Origin of the sequence: Streptomyces armeniacus (assembly GCF_003355155.1) — a bacterium.
In the GTDB taxonomy this organism is placed as follows: Bacteria; Actinomycetota; Actinomycetes; order Streptomycetales; family Streptomycetaceae; genus Streptomyces; species Streptomyces armeniacus.
On the sequence record NZ_CP031320.1, the window covers coordinates 5,525,320 to 5,546,985 of the forward strand.

Genomic DNA, 21,666 nt, shown 5'->3' on the forward strand with positions numbered 1-21,666 from the left:
CGCTGGGGCCTCACTGCGTCCGCGGCGGGCGGGCGCGTACGGCGTTACGCCGTGCGCCAGTCCCGCGTGTGCAGCGGCAGCCCGGACGCGCCGTCGGACGACGTCCGGACCGCCAGGATCTGGTTGACGCCGATCCGGTTGCGCTCGAAGGCGAGGGCGGACGCCGCCATGTAGAGCCGCCACACCCGCGCCCGGCCCGGCGACGTAAGGCGCACCGCCTCGCGCCAGTGGGCCTCCAGATTGGCCACCCAGCGGCGCAGCGTCAGGGCGTAGTGCTCGCGCAGCGACTCCAGGTCGCGTACCTCGAAGCCGGCCTCTTCGAGGAGGGCGACCGTGCGGCCGACGGGGGCGAGTTCGCCGTCGGGGAAGACGTAGGCGTCGATGAAGTCGTCGACCTCGTACGCGGCCTCGTCGCGCGCGGGGCGGCGCGCGATCTGGTGGTTGAGGAGCCGGCCGCCGGGCTGCAGCAGCGCGTACAGGCTGCCCGCGTACTGCCGGTAGCGTGCCGCGCCCACGTGCTCGGCCATGCCGACCGACGCGATGGCGTCGTACGGGCCGTCCGCCACCTCGCGGTAGTCCTGGACGCGGACCTCGATGCGGTCGGTCAGGCCCTCCTCGGCGATACGTTTGCGCGCGTACGCCGCCTGCTCCTGAGAGAGCGTCACACCGACGGCGTGGACGCCGTACTCGCGCGCGGCGTGCAGCACCAGTGAGCCCCAGCCGCAGCCCACGTCCAGCAGCCGCAGGCCGGGACGGAGGGCCAGCTTCCGGCAGATCAGGTCCAGCTTGGCCCGCTGGGCGTCCGCGAGGGCGGCGGGGTCGAGGTCCTCGTGCCAGTAGGCGCACGAGTAGACCATGGAGGGACCGAGCACGAGCTCGTAGAAGTCGTTGCCGACGTCGTAGTGGTGGCTGATGGCCCGGCGGTCGCGGTGCAGCGTGTGCCGCAGGCCCGTACGGCGGCGGGTCTCCTCGCGGGGCGGCGGCGGGGGCGGCCAGGGGCCGGCGAGGCGGACCAGTTCGCGGGCGGCGGAACGTACGGCCGGGTCGCGGGCGAGAGCGAGGGCGCTCCGCGCCGGTTCGGGTCCGGCGGGGGTGGGGGCGGGGGCGCCGGGTGCGGCTTCGGACGGTGCGGTGCCGTCGTGCGCGTCGCGGGCCCAGAGGACTTCGGAGAGCTTGCCGAGGGCGTCGTACAGGTCGCCCTCTATGTCGATCTCGCCGGCCACCCAGGCGCGGGCCAGGCCCAGTTCACCGGGCCGCCACAGGATGCGGCGCAGTGCGCGCCGGTTCCGGACGACGACCGTGGGTGCGCCCGGCGGACCGGCCTCGCTGTGGTCCCAGGCGCGGATGCGCACCTGGACGGGTGCGTTGAGGACTCTCTCGGCGAGGGCGTAGAGCCGCGACGCGGCATCGGCCATTTCCACACACCTCCGTCATGACGGGTTGCCACACGTATACAGCGCACACCTCCGCTGTATCCGTAACAACGCCGTGACGGCTTCCAGGCTTCCCACGCTCCGCCCGCGCCCATACGGGCGCGGGTCAACCGGCGTTCACTGCTCGGCTCGTCTCGCGCGCGCCTGGGTGCGGTCAGCCGGCCTTCGCCTTCGCGCCGTTGCCCGCCTTGCCGGCGTGTGCGGCGTCCTCCCGGCGGTCGGCGCGCTCGGGCTGCTTCGCCGCCGCGGCGGCCATGACGGGCGCCGCCGCCTCGTGGAACTCCTCGCGCGGCGTCTCCATCGCGCCCAGCGAGACGACCTCGCGCTTGAGGAACATGCCGAGGGTCCAGTCGGCCAGTACGCGGATCTTCCGGTTCCAGGTGGGCACCGCCATGCCGTGGTAGCCACGGTGCATGTACCAGGCGAGCCGGCCCTTGACCTTGATCTTCATCTTGCCGACGACGATCATCGCGACGCCCTTGTGCAGTCCCAGACCGGCCACCGCACCCTTGTTGGCGTGCTTGTAGTCGCTCTGCGGGAAGCCGCGGAGGGCCGAGATGACGTTGTCGCCGAGCACCTTCGCCTGGCGGAGCGCGTGCTGCGCGTTCGGCGGGCACCACTGGCCCTCGCCCGCGGCCAGGTCCGGTATCTGGGCGTTGTCGCCGGCCGCCCAGATGTAGTCGGTGCCCTTGACCTGCAGGGCGGCCGTCGTGTCGACGTGGCCGCGGGGGCCGAGCGGCAGGCCGAAGCCGGCCAGCGCCGGGTTGGGCTTGACGCCCGCCGTCCACACGATGGTGTTGGAGTCCGCCTCGAAGCCGTTGGAGAGCACCACACGGCCGTCGGTGCAGGACTTCATCGAGGTGCCGAGGTACACCTCGACGCCGCGGTTCTGGAGGTGCTCGCGGCCCCACTCGCCGAGCTTCGGGCCGACCTCCGGGAGGATCTTGTCGGCGACGTCGACGAGCACGAAGCGCATGGCCTCCCGCCGCACGTTGGGGTAGTACTTCGCGGCGTCGCGCGCCATGTCCTCGATCTCGCCGACGGTCTCCGCGCCGGCGAAGCCGCCGCCGACGAACACGAAAGTCAGCGCCCTGCGGCGGATCTCGTCGTCCGTCGTGGAGTCGGCCTTGTCGAGCTGCTCGAGCACGTGGTTGCGGAGCCCGATGGCTTCCTCGACGCCCTTCATGCCGATGCCGTTCTCGGCCAGGCCGGGGATCGGGAAGGTGCGGGAGACCGCGCCGAGCGCGACGACGAGGTAGTCGAACGGCAGCTCGTACGGCTCGCCGACGAGCGGGGCGACGGTGGCGACGCGGCGGTCCTGGTCGATGGTGCTGACCCGGCCGGTCAGCACCTCCGCCTTGGGGAGCACGCGCCGCAGCGGCACCACGACGTGGCGCGGGGAGATGGAACCGGCCGCGGCTTCGGGAAGGAAGGGCTGGTACGTCATGTACGAACGCGGGTCGACGACGGTGACCGTCGCCTCGCCGTAGCGCATCTTCTTCAGGATGCGGCGCGCCGCGTACAAGCCGACGTACCCGCCACCCACTACGAGGATTCGAGGACGCTCCGTGGTGCTCATGTAATCGAGTATCCAGCACTCAGACGGGGGTAGCTCGTGAGGGGGTTCACAAGCACCTGGGGCACTTCTGCTACACTGCGCGACCCGTCGGCTTCCCAGCCTCCCGTACGGGGCCGGAACGGGCTCCTCGTACGCCGCCGGCGACCCCTTTGAACTGCGCTTATCACAGCGCACCCGCCCCCGGCACGCCCGACCCGGCGGCGCCGGGCCCGTACGCCTCCGTGACCCCCACGCGGTGACGCGGGGCCGATCGGCCGCTTATCCGGCTCTTACTTACCTACAGCGGGCCTGACTGGGGACTTTTTCTTGTGAAGGACTTCACAAAGTTTTTTCCGGGTGCCGCCCGGAGACCCCCGGCCCGCGCGTACACGCGACGCGCCCTGCGGCGAAGGTCAGCCGTCCGCCGCCAGCTTGTGTGCGATGCCGTCCAGGATGTCGTGTTCGCTCGCGATCACCTCGCGGGCGCCCGTGCGTTCCATGATGGCGAGCAGGATCAGGGCTCCGGCGCCGATGACGTCGACGCGGCCCGGGTGCATCACCGGGATCGCCGCGCGCTCGGCGTGGGTCGAGCGCAGCAGCCGTTCGGCGATCTCGGCCACCCGCTCGACGCCGACGCGCGTGTGGTGGATGGCGGCCGAGTCGTACGCGTCCAGGCCCAGCGCGATGCCGGTCACCGTGGTGACCGTGCCCGCGAGGCCGACGAGCGAGCGGGCCTCGGTGAGCGGCACCGTCTCGGCCACGCGGTCGAGGGCGGCGGCGATGTCCGCGCGCATCGCGGCGGTCTCCGCGTCCGTCACCGGGTCGGACAGCCGGTGCCGTTCGGTGAGCCGCACGCAGCCGATGTCCACGGAGCGGGCGGCGCGTACGTGCTCCTCGCCGACCACGAACTCCGTCGAGCCGCCCCCGATGTCCACCACCAGGTACGGCCGCGGGTGCGCCGAGCCGGACAGTTCGTGGGTGGCGCCGGTGAACGAGTACTCCGCCTCCTGGTCGCCCGTGATCACCTCCGGCTCGACGCCGAGGATGCCGACGACACCGCGTACGAACTCGTCTCTGTTCTCCGCGTCGCGGGAGGCCGAGGTGGCGACGAACCGGGTGCGTTCCGCGCCGAGTTCGCGGATGGCGGCGGCGTAGTCGCGGCAGGCCGCGAAGGTGCGCTCCAGCGCCTCGGGCGCGAGCCGGCCCGTACGGTCCACGCCCTGGCCGAGCCGGACGATCTCCATCCGGCGGTCCAGCTCCTTGAGTTCGCCGGTGCGCGGGTCGGCGTCGGCGACGAGCAGGCGGATGGAGTTGGTGCCGCAGTCCACGGCGGCTACGCGGGTCATTCGGCGGCTCCTTCGGCGGGCGCGGTGGTGTCGGCGGGCTCCTCGGCGGGGCCGGCCGCGCGGTCCGTACGGACGCACGGGCCCTTGCGCCACCACTCCGGCAGCATCGCGAGCGCCTCGTCCCCCAGCGGGTTCACGCCGGGCCCGGCGGCCAGCGAGTGCGCCACGAGCACGTGCAGGCACTTCACCCGGTCCGGCATGCCGCCCGCGCTCGGGAAGCCGGGCAGCTCCTCGATGGCGTCACGGCGGGCGAGGTAGTCCTCGTGGGCCGTGCGGTAGGCGGCGGCGAGTTCGTCGTCCTCCCCCAGCCGGGCGGTCATCTCCTTCATCACGCCGTCGGCTTCGAGCGTGCCGATCGCGGAGGCCGCGCGCGGGCACGTCAGGTAGTACGTGGTGGGGAACGGCGTGCCGTCCTCCAGCCGCGGCGCCGTCTCGACCACGTCCGGCTCGCCGCAGGGGCAGCGGTGGGCGATGGCCCGGAGGCCGCGCGGCGGGCGGCCGAGCTGCTCCCGGAAGGCCGCGATGTCCGCCTCGGTGGGCGGTGTGGCCTCGGTCTGGGGTGGCGGGGTGTCCATCGCTGGCGCTTCTCTTCGGCTCGGGGAGGGGCAGGAAAGGGGGGAACGGGCCGCGGCGGGCGGACCGTACGACCCGTACGGCAGAGCTTACGGGGCCCGCGCCGCGCTCAGCCGCGCTGGTCGGCCCGGTCGACGCCGTCCCAGAGGTTGCGGTACCAGGGCCGGTCGGCGGCCCCGCTGTCCCGGGGGCGGAGGGTGTCGGCGGTGCCGTCGCGCATGATGTAGCCGGTCTCGCCGGGGCGGACGAAGTGCAGATGGCGGCGGGCCTGCTGCTCCACGTACGCGGGGTCCTGCCAGCGTGCCTTCTGCTCGCGCAGCTCGCGGACGCGCTCCCTGGTCTGCTCGGCCTGGCGGCGCTGGTCCTCGATGTCGGAGCGCTGCGAGATGTACTGCCGCGTGGGGTAGGCCAGCGCCACGACCATCGAGCAGACGACGAGCCCGAGCAGCGCGGCCCGGCCGGTGAGGCGGCTGCGGCGCGGGGTGCGTACGCGGCGGCTCTGCGCGCGGTAGACGCGTTCGGCGGCCTGCGAGCCGAGTGCCTTGAGCCTCGTCGCGGTCGAGAACCGGTCCGCGGGCACGTTCTCCCCCTGTCGTCTGTCGTCCGGGCGCCCTGGCACGCCGCGTACGTGCGCCACGTACGTACGTGCGTCCCCGCCACCGTACGGGAACGGCGGCGGGGACGCGGGTCAGACGGCGCGGGCCGGGGCGCGGACTCGGAGCGTCCGGGGGCCGGCCGCGGGGGCGGCCCTGAGCGGGCCTGAGGGAGGGTCAGCCCTTGAAGCGCGGGAACGCGGAACGGCCCGCGTACACCGCGGCGTCATCCAGGATCTCCTCGATGCGCAGCAGCTGGTTGTACTTCGCGACGCGCTCCGAACGGGCCGGGGCGCCCGCCTTGATCTGGCCGCAGTTGGTGGCGACGGCGAGGTCGGCGATGGTGACGTCCTCGGTCTCGCCGGAACGGTGCGACATCATGCACTTGAAGCCGCTGCGCTGCGCCAGCTCGACGGCGTCCAGGGTCTCGGTCAGCGAACCGATCTGGTTGACCTTCACCAGCAGGGCGTTGGCGGCCTTCTCGTCGATGCCGCGGGAGAGGCGCTCGGGGTTGGTGACGAACAGGTCGTCGCCCACGAGCTGCACCTTGTCGCCGAGCTTCGCGGTGAGCCCGGACCAGCCGGCCCAGTCGTCCTCGAAGAGCGGGTCCTCGATCGAGACGAGCGGGTACGCGTCGACGAGCTCCTCGTAGTACGCGGTCATCTCGTCGGCGGACCGGTTCTTGCCCTCGAAGACGTACGCGCCCTCCTTGTAGAACTCGGAGGCGGCGACGTCGAGGGCCAGCGCGATGTCCTGGCCCGGGGTGTAGCCCGCCTTCTCGACGGCCTCCAGGATCAGGTCCAGGGCCTCGCGGTTGGAGCCGAGGTTCGGCGCGAAGCCGCCCTCGTCGCCGAGGCCGGTGGCGAGACCGCGCTCCTTCAGCACGCCCTTGAGCGCGTGGTAGACCTCGGCGCCCCAGCGGACGGCCTCGGAGAACGACTCGGCGCCGACCGGCGCGATCATGAACTCCTGGATGTCCACGTTGGAGTCGGCGTGCGACCCGCCGTTCAGGATGTTCATCATCGGGACCGGCAGCTGGTGCGCGTTCGGGCCGCCGAGGTAGCGGAAGAGGGGGAGGTCGGACGCCTCGGAGGCGGCGTGCGCGACGGCGAGGGACACGCCGAGGATGGCGTTCGCACCCAGGGAGGACTTGTCGGCGGTGGCATCCAGATCGAACATCGCCTGGTCGATGAGGCGCTGCTCGGTGGCGTCGTAGCCGACGAGCTCCGGACCGATCTGCTCGATGACGGCGAGGACGGCCTTCTCGACGCCCTTGCCGCCGTAGCGGCCCGAGTCACCGTCGCGGAGTTCGAGTGCCTCGAAGGCACCGGTCGAAGCTCCGGACGGCACGGCAGCACGACCGGTGCTGCCGTCGTCGAGGCCGACCTCGACCTCGACCGTGGGGTTGCCTCGCGAGTCGAGGATCTCGCGGGCTACGACGACGTCGATGGACGGCACGAGGGTCTCCTTCGTGGTGTGTCTGGCCTGTGCCCCCGCAGCCTAACCGGCTCCCGCTCCGAAGCGTTTGTTCCGCTGGTAAAGAAAACGCTCCGTTACGGATCTGATCCGTAACGGAACGTTCTTCTTACGGACGGTTGGCCTGCTGTTCATCCCGTGGCGGACCGTCCGGTCGCGGACGGTTCCGCAGCGGAGGGTGCACGGAACCGGGGCGTACGGGACCGGGCGCGGCGGCCCGGGGGCGGGTCACCGGCAACGGGTCACGGGCCGGAGGGGTACGGGCCGGGGGTCGGGGGTCACAGGCCCGGGGGTCACAGGCCGGGAGTCACAGGCCGGGAGTCAGAGGCGGAGGCGCTGGCCCGGGATGATCAGGTCCGGGTCGGAGCCGACGGCCTCGCGGTTGTCCTCGTACAGCGCGGGCCAGCCGCCCTCGACATCGTGCTCGGCGGCGATGGCGGAGAGCGAGTCGCCGCGCTGCACGCGGTAGTCGCCGTCCTGGCCGCCCTTGTCGTGGCCGCCGCGCGACGGGTGGCCGGGGCCGCGGCCCTCCCGCTCGTCGGGCTCGCCTCGGTGCCGACCGGTGCCCTCGCCGTCGCCGGGCTGCTCCGAATCGCCGGATCCGTCCGAGCCGTCCGAGCCGTCGGGCTCACCGGGGTGGCCCGGGTAGCCGGTCGAGGGTGAAGTCGGTGTCGGGGACGGCGAGTCCGTGCCGGGCTCCTCCGGCTCCGGCGCGGAGGGCGAGGGCGAAGTCGGCGTCGGGGACGGCGACTCCGTGCCGGGCTCCCCCGACTCCGGCGTGCTGGGGGTCGGGGTGGGTGTGGGCGTCGGGCCGTCGCTCGGCTCGCCGGGCCGCGTCGGTTCGGTGCTGGGTTCGCTCGGCTGCGTCGGCTCGCCGCCCGGGCCGGTGGACGTGCCGGGCGTCGGCGTCGGCGTGGGCGTGGGTTCGGACGAGGACGGCGGCTCGTACGTCGGGTCGTCCGACGGTTCCGGGTCGGTGTCCGGCGACTCCGTCGCCCCCTCGGTCAGCCCGCCCTGCACGGCGCAGCTCGGCCAGGCCCGCGGTCCCTGGTCCGCGAGGATCTTCTCGGCGACGGCGATCTGCTGACCGCGGCTGGCCAGGTCGGGGCGCTCGGCGAAGTCCGTACCGCCGTACTGCTCCCACGTGTCCTGCGTCAACTGGAGCCCGCCGTAATAGCCGTTGCCCCCGTTGGAGCTCCACAGGCCGCCGCTCTCGCACTCGGCGACGCGGTCCCAGGTCGCGGCGTCGGCGGCCTGCGCGCTGCCCGCGCCCAGCAGCGGGATGGCGATGCCCGCGCCCGTCACCCCGGCCGCTACGAAGAACGCGGGGGCCTGGCGGGGGCGTCGGTGACGGCCGTTACCGGAGCGCATGTGGTGCCTCTCGTTCAACATCTGGAGCCAGTCGGATCGTGCGTCTGGATCGGTGGTCGAACGTAGCGTCGAGCCCCTGCCGTCACAAGTGAATGTCGCGTGGATCACGTGAAGGTCACGGGCAAAGTGCGCAATCCACGCATGATCAGGCCACCACGCCAGCGCAAGTCTTCCGGAGCGGCCGCGAGTTGCAGACCGGGCAGCCGGCGGAAGAGCGTACCCAGGGCGATCTGGCCCTCGAGCCGGGCGAGCGGGGCGCCCAGGCAGTAGTGGATGCCGTGCCCGTAGCCCAGGTGCTGGTTGTCGCGGCGGCCCAGGTCAAGTACGTCCGGGTGGTCGAACTTGGCCGGATCGCGGTCCGCCGACGCCAGCACCACCAGTACGGGATCGCCCGCCGCGATCCGCTGCCCGCCGAGCTCCAGCGGCTCCGTCGCGAACCGCCACGTCGCCAGCTCCACCGGCCCGTCGTAGCGCAGCAACTCCTCGACGGCAGTGGCCAGCAGGCCGTCGTCGCCGCGTACGGCCGCTTCGTGCAGCCGCGTGCGCTGCTCGGGGTGGCGGAGCAGCGCGTACGTGCCGTTGCCGATGAGGTTGACGGTCGTCTCGAAGCCGGCGAAGAGGAGGATGAACGCCATCGCGGCGGCCTCGTTCTCGCTGAGGTGTTCGCCGTGGTCGGAGGCGCGGATCAGGCCGGAGATCAGGTCGTCACCGGGGTCGAGGCGCTTGCGGTGGATGAGTTCGGCGAGGTAGCCGCGCATCTTCTTCACGGCGCGGCCGACGCCTCCGCGCGGGCCGCCGCCGTGACGGATCATCATGCCCGCCCAGTCCCGGAAGTCGTCCTGGTCCTCTGCCGGGACGCCGAGCATGTCGCAGATCGCGTAGATCGGGAGCGGGAACGCGAACTCGTGGATCAGGTCGGCCTCGTACGTCCGCCCGCCGCCCGCCGCGGCCGGGCCCGCCTGGTCCTGCTGCCGCTCGACGATGGCGTCGATCAACTGGTCCGCCAGCTCCCGTACGCGCGGCTCGAACTCCGCCACCCGGCGCGGCGTGAACGCCTTCGACACCAGCCGCCGCAGCCGGGTGTGGTCCGGCGGGTCGATGTTCAGGAGGTGCGTCATCAGGTTCGCGCTGCGCTCCCCCGGGATGCCGACCTTCCCCTTGCCGTGCGCGCCGCCCTCGCTGTGGTGCCCCGGGTCCTTGCTCAGCCGCTGCTCCGCGAGCGCCTGGCGGGCGTCGGCGTAGCGGGTGACCAGCCACGCCTCGACCCCGCTGGGCAGTTGGGTGCGGTGTACGGGCGAGTGCTCGCGCAGCCAGGCGTACGCCGGGTACGGGTCGGCCGCGGACTCCCAGCCGAACAGCTCCGGCACGGGCGGCGGCGCGGGCTGCGTCGTCGGTGCGGGCGATGCGGTCGGCGTGGACGATGCGGGCGGTGCGGGCGGCTGGTCCGGCGCGCGGCGCGGTACGGGGGCGGGGGTGTCGTCGTGCACGCCCCGACCGTATCCGGCGGCGGGCAGGGGCCCGTACGGGCCGCGTGCGGGAGGCCGTACGGGCGGGGGCGCGGGCCGCGCAGGGGCCACGTGCGGCGCCGGCCGGGGCGCTACGGGGTGCCGGCCGGCGTGGCCGGTGAGCCCTCCAGGATGTCCAGCCAGCCGGTGACGAGCAGGTACTGGCCCAGCATGTAGCCCGCCATGATCAGCACCTCCTGCGAGGGCATCTCGTGTCCCGCCGCCTGGAGGCCGATCAGCAGGTCCGAGGCGAGGAACGCGCCCGCGCCCGCGGCCACCCTGCCGCCGACGCCGAACGCCGCGGCGCCCATCGCGGCGAGCGCCAGGCTGTAGCCGGCCACCGGCAGCCGCAGCTGCGGGTCGAGCGTGGGGGCGAGGGCGGCGTTGGCCGCGGCCCAGGCGGCGAGGCAGCCCAACGCGGCGCCCCCGCGCGTACGGGCGCCGCGGCGCGCGCCGGACGTGCGCCGCTCGTTCGCGGTGCCCGGCAGTCCGGCGAGGCCCGCCGCGTAGCAGACCTGCGTGCCCAGGAAGGCGGCCATGCCGAGCAGGAACGCGGGCTCGTGGTCGTCGAACAGCAGCGCCGTGTCACCGGCGGCGGCGAACGCCAGCCCGGCGGTCAGCCGCTTCGGCAGCGGCGCCGAGGAGGAGGCGCGGCGGCGCAGCACGTGCGCGGCGAGCGCGGGCATCAGCAGCGGCTTGGCGGCCCTGCGCGGCCCGCGCGGGGCACGGGCCGTGGCCAGCAGATCGACGGCGGAGAGCGCGCCGTACGCGGCCAGCGCCCCTCGTCCGTGGCCGTCCGGACGGACCAGCCCGCACGCCGCGGACCTCAGCAGGGAGCGCGCGCCGCGCCCGGTGATCGCCATTGCCATGCCGGGCAGCATGACCAGGGGCGTCACGCGAGGTCAAGAGGGCTCCGTGCGCCCTGCCGCCGTGAAACGAACGGACGGCGGACGGACAGCGGGTCGGCGGCGGGCGGACGGCGGACGGACAGCGGGTCGAGGCGGGCGGATCAGGCGAAGGTGCGGGCGAGTTCGCGGAGGTTCCCGGATGTCGTACGCCACAGCTCGCGCTGCCGGGCGTGTACGTCCTCCACGGCGGCGGTGTGCGCGTCCAGCAGGGCGGTGGCGCGCTCGGTGAGCACGGCGCCCAACTCCCGTTCGTGTACGGAGACTCCCCACTCCGTGCGGCCGATGTCGCTGAGGAAGTAGGCGAGTTTGGGGTGGGATATCAGGCTGAGGGCGGGAGTGCCGGAGCCGAACGGGATCATGGTCGCGTGGCCGCGCATCCCGATCACCAGGCGGGTGCGGGCGTAGTGGGCGCGGATGGCGTCGTTGGTGAAGTCGTAGAGCGGGTCGACGGGGAGCGTGAGCCCGTGCTCGCGGCGCAGGTCGTACACGAAGCGCTCGTCGGCGGGCGTGTGCGCGGCGTACCGCACCTCCACGCGGGAGCGCAGGGCGCGTACGGCGGTGGCCATCTCGGCGAGGAAGTGGCCGTAGTCGTGGCCGAAACGGAGGCCCGCGCGGTCGTAGGCGCAGTTGATCAGGGCGGTGTCGGCGCGTTCGGCGGGGTCGGTCCAGCCGGGGACCAGATGGCGGGTGACGGTGGTGGGGCAGGGCTGCCAGCGCACCCGGTCGCGCAGTCCGGCGGGCAGCAGGTCGCGTACGCGCTCCACCGAACCGTGGTTGCGGAGCCCGAAGAACGACGACTGTTCCACGAGTGCGCGGAGGCTCTCGGCAAAGCGGCGGCGGCCGTAGTCCTGGCCGTCGAAGGCGTTGTAGCCGACGGCGAAGACGGCGAGCGGGACGGTGATGCGGGAGATCATCTCGTCCGGGACGTTCCACTGCCAGGCGCTGTTGCCGTTGGGCCAGGTGTCCGGCAGGAACAGTCCGCCGCCGCCGATGACCAGGCCGCGGCGGGCGTTCACCTGCTCCAGGGCGTGCTCGCCGAAGAGGCGGTGCACGGGGACGGGGTGCCAGCGGTCCGGGCCGGTGTCGGCGTCCAGGCACATCCGTACGGCCTCGGGGAGCACCTTGTCGCCCGCGTTCTCCTTGCCGGTGGAGAAGAGGGCGACGTGCGCGAACTGCCCGGCCGGGGCGGGCTGGTGGCGGCGCTGCCCGGGGATGGCGGGCCGGTCGGAGGCGCCTGCCGGAGCGGCGGCGGGGCCGGTCCGGGAGGAAGCGGGCAGCGGGGAGACGGTCCGCTCGGGGATCGTCTCTTTCTGGACGATCGACTGCGGTACGGCCCGCGGCGGGACCGTCTCCCGCGGACCGTGCAGCGTCCGGCAACCCCGGTGCGTGGGCTCCGAGTCGAGCCCTTCGCGGGCGTACGCGCGCGCCGCCTCGTCGTCACGGCGCAGCCACGCCAGCCGCGCCAACTGCCCGAACGCGCTGGCCGCGACATGCGGTGCCGCCGTCGCCAGCAGCAGGTGCGACTCGGCCTCGTCGTAGCGCGACACCGCCATCAGCGCGGTGCCCGCCGTCTCGTGGAAGCGGGGCTGGTCGGGCTGCGCCCGGTCCAGCACCGCCGACAGCACCTCGACGGCCTCCTCGTAGCGGCCCTGTTCGAGGTGGACGGCGGCGAGTTCGCGGGCGAGGTTCACGGACGGCTGCGAACCGCCGGCGAGCAGCGGGCGGGCGCAGTGCGCGAAGTAGTCGGGGTGCTTGGGGGCGGGCAGGGCGCAGTAGGCGCGCCGGAAGGCGTCGTCGGTCAGGTCGTGGCGGCGCCAGGCGAGTTCGGCGGGCCCGTAGCCGGGCCGGTCCGGCGGCTGTTCGCCGAAGTTGAGTATCACCGCCTGCTCCGGCACGGGTGCGTCGTCGTACAGCCGGCGGGCGAGGAAGTCGTAGCGCGCGTCGAGGCGTATGTACCCGTCGTGCCCGTTGCGCCCGTCCGCGTCGGCGGCTTCCGGAAGGGCGGCGTCCGTGTCGGCGGCGTCGCGCTGGAGGACGTACAGGCCGTCGTCCAGTACGGTCCGCTCCGTGCCGCCGAGCAGCTGCGGTACGGCGGCCGTGCCGTGCCGCAGGCGGAGCAGTCCGCCGATGTCGCCGAGGACGACCATGCCGGTGGTGAGCGCGATGACCGTGTCGTACCCGGCGCCGCCGTCCCCCTCCCCCGCCGACGGCCGGGGCGGGGTGAGCAGTTCGCGGCGGGAGGCGGCGCGGCGCGGTACGACGAGGGGGTGCAGGCGGCGGGCCGCGTCGAGCGCGGCGTCGGGGAGGCCGTCGTGCAGGAGGAGGAAGTCCTCGCACAGGTGCGGGTTGCTGAGGGCGAGGCTGCGCAGGAGCGTGAGCAGGCCGGGCAGCCGTTCCTCGCCGCCGACGTGGCAGGCGAAGGCGATACGGCGCTTGCCGGTGCCGCGCGTACGGCCGCCTGTGCCCGTGGCCGAGCCCGCCGTGACCGGCCTCGCCGTGACCGCGGCACCCGCAGCGGCACCCCTGACGGAACCCGCAGCGGCACCCGCCGTCACCGCAGCGACATCCGTATCTCGCCGCTCCCCTTCGCGTGTGCCGTGACCCATTCCCTCTCCTCCCTGCGGAGCTGCCCCGGCAGCTCGTAGCCGAACAGGTCGATGGCGGAGCTCACGTCCAGGAAGTCCAGCAGCCGCAGCACCGTGAACGCCGTGGACGGCCGCCCGCCCCAGCCCCCCTCGCCGATCAGCGCGGGGTCCGCGAGCGGCCGGCGCAGCGCCACGTCGCCTGCGTACCGCTGTGCGCCCGGCACCAGTTCGCGCACCGCGCGCTGCCAGTCGTCCCCCGACTCCGCGAACACGATCCGCGCCCGCACCGGCTCGTACCAGCGTGCGTGCCGCAGCTGCGCGCGCCGGGCGGACGGGGCGGGCGAGACGGCGTGCACGTCCGTACGGGCGCCGCCGCCCGGTGTTCCGGCGCGGTACGCGTCGCAGCGCACCACCAGGTCGTACGCGTCGATCTCCGCGCCCCGCGCGTCCGGACCCGTCGCGAGCTCCCCGGCGTTGGACACGAGGCAGACGCGGCGGCCCTCGACGAGGCCGCGGAGTTCGCCGATGCCGAGCGGTTCGCAGTCGCCCAGCAGCGGGTCGGTGATGCGGGGCTGGGCGGCCAGCCGGCAGTACGTCGCGTAGAGCGCCGTCAGCCGCCGTACGTCCGGGTCGGCCGCGCCGCGCTCCCGCATCCGGGCGCCCACGTGGGCGGTGAACGCGCGGCGGGTCTCCGCCTCGGGCCGCTCGCCGTGTACGGCCTCCGCGAAGGCGCGCGCGTACGGGCAGCCGTCCGTGCCGCCGCCGTCCGCGCCCGGTTCGAGTGCCTGGGCCAGGCAGGCGCGCCGCTCCTTCAACGTGGCGAGGTGCAGGGCGACTTCGTACGCCGCCGGGCCGCCCTCCGACAGTTCGAGGTAGCGCTCGTACGCCTCGATGGCCTCGGAAGGGCGCTCCAGCGTCTCCAGTGCGCGGGCGCGCAGGCGCCAGGCGCCCTTGGACTTGCGGCGGATCTCGAGCGCCGTGTCGGCGAGTCGCAGCGCCAGCCGCGCCTCGCTCTCGCCGCTCGCGCCGGGGGCGCCGCCGCCCGGTTCGGCGGCGTCCAGGGCGGCGGCGCCGGCGTGCAGCAGCGCGTCGAAGCCGCGGGTGCCGAGCAGGGCGCCGAGGGACGCGGCGAGGCGCAGCCGCCCGGCGTCGGGCGGGCCGTCGAGCGCGGCGAGATAGTCCGCGCAGGTCTCCGCGCACGCGGTCATGGGGTCGCGCGACCGCGTCCACAACGTACCCATCGGATCTCCACAATCGGCCGAACAGAGTGCCGAACTCTGCCCCATGACCGCACGCCGTGCGTGTCCCTCCGGCGGACAGCGGGTGAACAGTGCGGGAAGCGCACGGCTGCCACCGGCCGCTGACCGGGTGCGCAGCCGTACGGGCCTGCCAGGGCTGGGCGTCACGCCTCCCCGGGCGCCGCGCACCGCGCACCGCGCGTCGCGCACCGCGCGTCGCGCGTCACGCGTCGCGCGTCACGCGTCGCGCGTCACGCCTCCGCGCCGTCCTCGTCCGCAGGCCCGTCCTCGTCCGTACGGCCGTCCGCAGGCCCGCCCGTACGCGCCTCCGCCTCCGCCGCGCGGATCGCGTCCCGGTACGTACGGGCCGCCGCCCGCAGCGCCGTCTCCGGGTCGGTGCCCGCCTCCTCGGCGCGTGCGGCGAGGGCGAGCAGCTCGTAGCCGGGCCCCTCGCCCGCCGGGAGCGGCACGCCGAGCCCGGCCGTACGGGCGCGGCCCGCCAGCTTCGCCGCCAGCGCCAGCGCGGGCTGGTCCAGCGGGATGCCCTCGGTCACGGAGTCGCGGCGCTTCTCCTCCGCCTTCGTACGCAGCCAGTGCGCCTTGACGTCCTCGGGGGTCTCCGCGGACTCGTCGCCGAACACGTGCGGGTGGCGGCGGATCAGCTTCTCGACGATCACCGCGGCCACGTCGTCGACGGAGAAGGGCTCGTCCGGGTCGTCCTGCGCGATGCGCGCGTGGAAGACGACCTGGAGCAGCACGTCGCCCAGTTCCTCGCGCAGCGCCTCGCGGTCGCCCGACTCGATGGCCTCGACGAGCTCGTACGCCTCCTCGATGCCGTACTTCACGAGGTCCTCGTTCGTCCGCAGCCCGCTCCACGGGCAGTCGGTGCGGATCCGGTCCATGACCTGGACGAGGTCGAGGAGGCGCGCGCCGGGCAGGTCGTACGAGCCGGGCAGCAGCTCCAGTTCCGGCATCTCCTCGCGGCCGGTGCCGGCCAGCCGCGCCAGCCCGTCGGTGAGCCGGGGCTCGCCCTCGGCGGCCGCGATGACCACGGCCGTGGCGCCGTCGGCGAGGCAGGCGTCGACGAGTTCGCGTGCGCTCGGCGCGGCCAGCTCCACCTCGACGCCGGCCTCCCGTACGTACGGGAGCTGCGGGTGGCCGGGGTCCGCGCAGACGACGCGGCCGGCGGTGCGCAGCGCCTGCCAGGCGGGCCACGACAGCAGGCCGGGGGCGACCCGGTGGCTGGTGGTCAGCAGGACGATGCGGGGGCGGCGGGGCCCGCCGGCGGGGTTCTCGGGTGTGTGCGGCACCGTACGAAACTAACGCACCCCGGCGTACGCCCTCCGCGCCCGCTCCCGGCCAGCTCTCTGGCCGCTCCCGGCCCGCCCTCCGCGCCCGCTCTCCGTGCGCCTCAGGTGCCCTGCGGCTGCTGCGCCTGCTGCTGCTCGCGCTCCGCTTCCTTGCCCGAGAGGTCGTTCAGCCACGGGTCCTTCGCCGCGGCCAGGGCCGCCTGGCGGGTGCTCCACTTGCCGTAGCGCGGGTTCACGTCGATCTTCATCTTCTTGGCGGTCTCGGCGAACTTGGCGGTCAGCGCCTCGTTCCCCTCCGGGGTCTGCAGGTCGATGCCCGAGGCCCCGGCGATCTTGCGTACGGCCAGCTCCAGCCACACCCGTTCGTCGATCTCCGACGGCGCGATGGCCTGCTGCTGCAGCAGCGCCGCCTCGAACTGCTTGGCGCCGCCCGCCCCCTTCTCCAGCTGGTCGCGCATCCGCTGGATCTCGCGCCGCGAGACGGACACCCCGGCCTCGTCCGCGGCCTCCCGTACGACGCGCTCGCGGATCATGCTGTCCAGCGTGGCGCGGGTGAGCTGGCCGCTGCGCTGCACCAGCTGCTCGCCCTGCGGCTCCGCGTTCTGCGCGTCCCGCACCGCGCCGACCCGCGACTGGAGCTGCGCCATGGTGATCCGGTCCCCGTCCACGACGGCCGCGGCACCCGGGCGCGCGTCGCTGCCGCAGCCGGTGAGCAGCGGGGCCACGACGGCGAGTACGGCGGCAGTGCTGACGGTGAGCGCGGACCTACGGCGGTGCATGGGGCCTCCCGGGCGGCGGCGAGGGTTGTGCGCGGTTTCACAACCTGTCGATGATCGATGTTAGGCAGTGCGGCGGGCTGTGACCACCGGTTCGGGGTGCGCGGATGGCCGGGGGCGGGGGTTTCACCGCTTTCACCGCTTTCGTCCCCGGGCCCGGCGGCCGGTGAGGACGGCCCCGGACGCTGACCGCTCACCGCTCACCGCATACAGCTCACCTCATACAGCTCACCTCATACAGCTCACCGCTCGCAGCGGCCCAGCATCTCGCGCAGCGCCGACTTCTCCTCCGTGGTGACCGACAGCTCGTAGTGGTGCTTCACCGCGACCCAGTTCTGGGCGTACGTGCACCAGTAACTCTTCAGCTCCGGCTTCCAGTCGTCCGGCGGGCTGTCGCCCTTCGACTGGTTCACGTTGTCGGTGACGGCCAGCAGCTGCGGCCGGTCCATGTCGTTGGCGAGCGCCTCGCGGCGGTCGTCGCTCCACGTACGGGCGCCGCTGCGCCACGCCTCGGCCAGCGGCACCATGTGGTCGATGTCCACGTCGGACGCCTCGGTCCAGGTCTCGCCGTCGTACGGGCTGCGCCAGCTGCCGGAGACGGCCTTGCAGGAGCGGTCCGTACGGACGTCCTCGCCGTCCCGCTTCAGCACGGCCTCGCGGGTGTCGCAGTTCCCCTGCTGCTCGGACCAGTGCGGGAAGCGGTCCCGCGAGTACCCGTCCATGCTGCCGGGCTTACGGACCGTCAGCCCGTCGAGCAGCTTGCCCGCGTCGCCCGGACCCGCGCCGGGGGACTGCGGCGCGGAAGTCGCCGGTGCGGAGGAACCGGCGGGCGGCTCCGGGTCCGCCGTGTCCGCGGCGCCCTTCCCGGTGCCCTCGCCGCAGCCGCCGCTCAGCAGGACCGCGGCCACCGCCAGCGCCGCCGCGGCGTGCCCGCGCCCGTACCCGTACCGCGCCCCGACCGCCACCGGCCCGCCCCCGCTCATCCGCCGCCACGACCACCGCATCCAGCGGACCGTACACGGGGCCCTCCTGACAAGTGGTCAATATCCCCCGCGCGTCACCCGTTACGGTTACGCCCCCTGCGCCGCCCTACGCCCCCGGCACCGTGGTGAGGAACTCGCCGACCCAGGCCAGCAGTTCGCGGCCCACCACCGGCTTGCCGCCGATGGCGGACGGCTTCGGGCGGGGCACCAGCACCTGGCCCGCGGACTGCTTGATCACCGACCGCGGATACAGCCGCTTCAGCCGCAACTCCTGCGACTCGCGCAGCTCGACGGGGCTGAACCGCACGTTGTTGCCCTGCAGCGTGATGTCCGAGACGCCGACGGACCGGGCGAGCATCCGCAGCCCGGCGACCAGCAGCAGGTTCTCCACCGGCTCGGGCAGCGGGCCGTACCGGTCGGCCAGCTCCTCCCGTACGGCCGCGATGTCCTCCTCCGAGTTGGCGGCGGCGATCGAGCGGTACGCCTGGAGGCGCAGCCGCTCGCCGGGGGCGTAGTCGTGCGGGACGTGCGCGTCGACGGGCAGCTCGATCTTGACCTCGAGCGGCGGCTCCTCCGCCGCCTCGCCGCCGGTCTCCAGCGCGGCGCGGTAGTCGGCGACGGCCTCGCCGACCATCCGTACGTACAGGTCGAAGCCGACGCCCGCGATGTGCCCGGACTGCTCGCCGCCCAGCAGGTTGCCCGCGCCGCGGATCTCCAGGTCCTTCATCGCGACGTACATGCCCGCGCCCATCTCGGTGTGCTGCGCGATCGTCGCCAGCCGCTCGTGCGCGGTCTCGGTGAGGGGCTTCTCCGGCGGATAGAGGAAGTACGCGTACCCGCGGTCGCGGCCGCGGCCGACCCGGCCGCGCAGCTGGTGCAGCTGCGACAGGCCGAAGTTGTCGCCGCGCTCGACGATCAGCGTGTTCGCGTTCGAGATGTCGATGCCGTTCTCGACGATCGTCGTGGAGACGAGCACGTCGAACCGCTTCTCCCAGAAGTCCACCACCACCTGCTCCAGCGCGGACTCCGACATCTGGCCGTGCGCCGTGGCGATACGGGCCTCGGGCACGGCCTGGCGGAGCCGCGCGGCGGCGCGCTCGATGGAGTCGACGCGGTTGTGGATGTAGAACACCTGGCCCTCGCGGAGCAGTTCGCGCCGGACGGCGGCGCCGATCTGCCGCTCCTCGTACGGCCCGACGAACGTCAGCACCGGGTGCCGCTCCTCCGGCGGCGTGGTGATCGTGGACATCTCGCGGATGCCGGTGACGGCCATCTCCAGGGTGCGCGGGATGGGCGTGGCCGACATGGTGAGCACGTCCACGTTCGCCCGCAGCTTCTTCAGCTGCTCCTTGTGCTCGACGCCGAAGCGCTGCTCCTCGTCGACGATGACGAGACCCAGCTCCTTGAACTTCGTGTCCGCCGAGAACAACCGGTGGGTGCCGATGACGATGTCCACCGAGCCGTCCCGCAGCCCGTCGATGACGGCCTTCGTCTCCGTGTCGGACTGGAACCGGGACAGCGCCCTGACCCGTACGGGGAACTGGCCGTACCGCTCCGTGAACGTCGCGAAGTGCTGCTGCACCAGCAGCGTCGTCGGCACCAGCACCGCGACCTGCTTGCCGTCCTGCACCGCCTTGAACGCGGCGCGCACGGCGATCTCCGTCTTTCCGTAGCCGACGTCGCCGCAGACCAGCCGGTCCATCGGGACCGACTTCTCCATGTCCTCCTTGACCTCGCTGATCGTCGTCAGCTGGTCCGGCGTCTCGGCGTACGGGAACGCGTCCTCCAGCTCCCGCTGCCACGGCGTGTCCAGGCCGAAGGCGTGCCCGGGGGCCGCCATCCGCGCCGAATACAGCTTGATCAGGTCCGCCGCGATCTCCTTGACGGCCTTCTTCGCCCGCGCCTTCGTCTTCGTCCAGTCCGCGCCGCCGAGCCGGTGCAGCGACGGCTGCTCGCCGCCGACGTACTTGGTGATCTGCTCCAGCTGGTCCGTGGGCACGAACAGCCGGTCGCCGGGCTGGCCGCGCTTCGCCGGCGCGTACTCCACCAGCAGATACTCGCGGGTGGCGCCCTGCACGGTGCGCTGCACCATCTCCACGTACCGCCCGACGCCGTGCTGCTCGTGCACGATGAAGTCGCCCGGCTGGAGCGTGAGCGGGTCGATGGTCTTGCGCCGCCGGGCGGGCATCCGGCCCAGCTCCTTGCCGGCGGCCTTCTGCCCGGACAGGTCGGTCTCGGTGAGGACGGCGAGCCGGAGGGAGGCGTCGATGAAGCCGTTGTCGAGCGAGCCGCACGCCACCTGCACCACGGACGGGCTGAGCTGCTCCAGGTCGGCGTCCAGCCGGGCGGCGATGCCCTCGCCGCCGAGCACCTCGACCATGCGGGCGCCGGTGCCGTGGCCCTCGGTGACGTACACGCAGCGCCAGCCGTCGGACAGCCAGCCCTTGGTGTCGGCGAGGGCGCGGGCGGTGTCGCCGCGGTACGACTCGGGGGCGCGCATGCCGAGCTGCAGCGCGTCGTCCAGGCCGGCGACCTCGTCGGCGCCCGCCCCCTCGACGGCCAGCTCACCGGTCGCGGTGTCCGTGCCGAACGGGCTCACCGACCACCACAGCATGCCCAGCTCGCGCGCCCGCTCCCGGACGTCCGCGATGCCCCACAGCGAGGCCGCGCCCACGTCGATCGGCGCGTCGCCCCCGCCCACCCGTCGCCCACCACCACCCTTGCCGGGACGGACTTCGTCCGTGCTGGCCATCGCGGCAGCCGCCCAGGACGCCTCCAGGAACTCCTGGCTCGTCGCGACCAGGTCAGCCGCGCGCGTACGCACCCGCTCCGGGTCGGACACCACGGCCATGCTGCCCGCCGGGAGCACGTCCAGCAGCAGCTCCATCTCGTCCACGAGGACGGGCGCCAGCGACTCCATGCCCTCGACGGCGATGCCCTCGCTGATCTTCCCCAGCAGCTCGTCCAGCTCGGGGTGGCTCTCGGCGAGCGCGGCGGCACGCTCCCGTACGTCCTCCGTCAGCAGCAGCTCGCGGCACGGCGGCGCCCACAGGCCGTGCTCGGCGACCTCCAGCGAACGCTGGTCCGCCACCTTGAAGTACCGGATCTCCTCGATGTCGTCGCCCCAGAACTCCACCCGCAGCGGGTGCTCCTCCGTCGGCGGGAACACGTCGAGGATGCCGCCGCGCACCGCGAACTCGCCGCGCTTCTCGACCAGCTCCACCCGCGCGTACGCGGCCGCCGCCAGCCCGTCCACGATCTCCTCCAGATCGTGGCTCTCGCCCTGCCGCAGCGCCACGGGCACCAGGTCGCCGAGCCCCTTGACCTGCGGCTGCAGCACGGACCGTACGGGCGCCACGACCACGCTCACCGGGCCCGTCGCCGGGTCGCGCGGGTCCGGGTGCGCCAGCCGGCGCAGCACGGCGAGGCGGCGGCCGACGGTGTCGCTGCGCGGGCTGAGGCGCTCGTGCGGCAGCGTCTCCCAGGACGGGAACTCCACGACCGCGTCCTCCTGGCCCGCGGGCATCAGCGAACGCAGCGCGTCCGCCAGGTCCTCGGCCTCCCGCCCGGTCGCGGTCACCGCGAGCACGGGCCGCCGCGCGCCGCGCGCCAGCGCGGAGATCACGAAGGGGCGGGCGGCGGGCGGCCCGATGAGGTCGAGATGGGGCCGGTGGCCGTCGGCGGCGGCCTTGACGGCCTCGTCCAGGGCAGGGTCGCGTACGACGGCATCGAGCAGACCGTGCAGGCTCATGGAGGCTTCCGTCCGAGGTGGCAGGGCGTGACTGGGCAGCACGCGGGGGCAACACGAAGAACCCGACGCGCGAGCGGGCCGGGGTCTCCAGCGTACGACGGCCCGCGGACATCGGCCGCGGGACCGGGAGCCCCGGGGCGGGCCGCCCACATCCTCGCCCGCGTCGAACAGGGCGAATCCTCGTGATCACCAAGAACGGCACGCCGATAGCGGTGATGCGCACCCGTACACGGACAGTGACAAGGCCGTACGCCCGTGCC

At 73.7% G+C, this 21,666-nt stretch carries 15 protein-coding genes; all 15 read right to left on the reverse strand.

The features are described from left to right. Window positions 1–44 precede the first annotated feature (44 nt). Complete coding sequence (locus tag DVA86_RS24100; protein WP_208881375.1) at window positions 45–1,415, reverse strand: SAM-dependent methyltransferase; 1,371 nt, start codon at window positions 1,413–1,415, stop codon at window positions 45–47. 172 nt (window positions 1,416–1,587) lie between these two features. Next, window positions 1,588–3,012, reverse strand: coding sequence for an NAD(P)/FAD-dependent oxidoreductase (locus DVA86_RS24105; RefSeq protein ID WP_208881376.1), 1,425 nt, complete (start codon window positions 3,010–3,012; stop codon window positions 1,588–1,590). A gap of 392 nt (window positions 3,013–3,404) precedes the next feature. Further along, the gene (locus tag DVA86_RS24110) at window positions 3,405–4,337 is read right to left on the reverse strand and encodes a Ppx/GppA phosphatase family protein (protein WP_208881378.1); all 933 of its coding nucleotides are present in this window, start codon (window positions 4,335–4,337) and stop codon (window positions 3,405–3,407) included. After that, a complete protein-coding gene (locus DVA86_RS24115) occupies window positions 4,334–4,912 on the reverse strand; it encodes a DUF501 domain-containing protein (RefSeq protein ID WP_208881379.1) in 579 nt (192 codons plus the stop codon). The genes DVA86_RS24110 and DVA86_RS24115 overlap by 4 nt, the downstream gene beginning before the upstream one ends. 107 nt (window positions 4,913–5,019) lie before the next feature. Beyond that, window positions 5,020–5,490, reverse strand: a complete 471-nt coding sequence (locus DVA86_RS24120; RefSeq protein ID WP_208881381.1) for an FtsB family cell division protein — start codon at window positions 5,488–5,490, stop codon at window positions 5,020–5,022. 190 nt (window positions 5,491–5,680) lie between these two features. Then, window positions 5,681–6,961: a phosphopyruvate hydratase gene (gene eno / locus DVA86_RS24125; RefSeq protein ID WP_208881383.1), complete on the reverse strand. Its 1,281-nt coding sequence runs from the start codon at window positions 6,959–6,961 to the stop codon at window positions 5,681–5,683. A 339-nt stretch (window positions 6,962–7,300) separates the two neighbouring features. Next, window positions 7,301–8,350, reverse strand: coding sequence for a LysM peptidoglycan-binding domain-containing protein (locus DVA86_RS35985; RefSeq protein ID WP_208881384.1), 1,050 nt, complete (start codon window positions 8,348–8,350; stop codon window positions 7,301–7,303). A gap of 104 nt (window positions 8,351–8,454) precedes the next feature. Continuing rightward, window positions 8,455–9,837, reverse strand: a complete 1,383-nt coding sequence (locus DVA86_RS24135; RefSeq protein ID WP_208881385.1) for a cytochrome P450 family protein — start codon at window positions 9,835–9,837, stop codon at window positions 8,455–8,457. A 110-nt stretch (window positions 9,838–9,947) separates the two neighbouring features. Continuing rightward, window positions 9,948–10,724, reverse strand: a complete 777-nt coding sequence (locus tag DVA86_RS24140; protein ID WP_208881387.1) for a lysoplasmalogenase — start codon at window positions 10,722–10,724, stop codon at window positions 9,948–9,950. Between the two features lie 140 nt (window positions 10,725–10,864). Continuing rightward, window positions 10,865–13,369 carry a polysaccharide pyruvyl transferase family protein gene (locus DVA86_RS35485; protein ID WP_245997059.1) on the reverse strand — a complete coding sequence of 835 codons (2,505 nt, stop codon included), beginning with the start codon at window positions 13,367–13,369 and terminating at the stop codon, window positions 10,865–10,867. Continuing rightward, entirely contained in the window at window positions 13,315–14,589 is a 1,275-nt protein-coding gene (locus DVA86_RS24150) for a tetratricopeptide repeat protein (protein ID WP_208881389.1), read from the reverse strand. The genes DVA86_RS35485 and DVA86_RS24150 overlap by 55 nt, the downstream gene beginning before the upstream one ends. A 248-nt stretch (window positions 14,590–14,837) precedes the next feature. Beyond that, on the reverse strand, window positions 14,838–15,896 hold the full coding sequence (locus DVA86_RS24155) for a nucleoside triphosphate pyrophosphohydrolase (RefSeq protein ID WP_208881390.1): 1,059 nt from the start codon (window positions 15,894–15,896) through the stop codon (window positions 14,838–14,840). 101 nt (window positions 15,897–15,997) lie between these two features. Beyond that, the gene (locus DVA86_RS24160; RefSeq protein WP_208881392.1) at window positions 15,998–16,675 is read right to left on the reverse strand and encodes a SurA N-terminal domain-containing protein; all 678 of its coding nucleotides are present in this window, start codon (window positions 16,673–16,675) and stop codon (window positions 15,998–16,000) included. Between the two features lie 239 nt (window positions 16,676–16,914). Beyond that, window positions 16,915–17,655 (reverse strand): HNH endonuclease family protein, encoded by a 741-nt coding sequence (locus tag DVA86_RS24165; RefSeq protein ID WP_208885090.1) that lies wholly within the window; start codon window positions 17,653–17,655, stop codon window positions 16,915–16,917. 106 nt (window positions 17,656–17,761) lie between these two features. Continuing rightward, entirely contained in the window at window positions 17,762–21,406 is a 3,645-nt protein-coding gene (gene mfd, locus DVA86_RS24170) for a transcription-repair coupling factor (protein ID WP_208881393.1), read from the reverse strand. Window positions 21,407–21,666 lie beyond the last annotated feature (260 nt).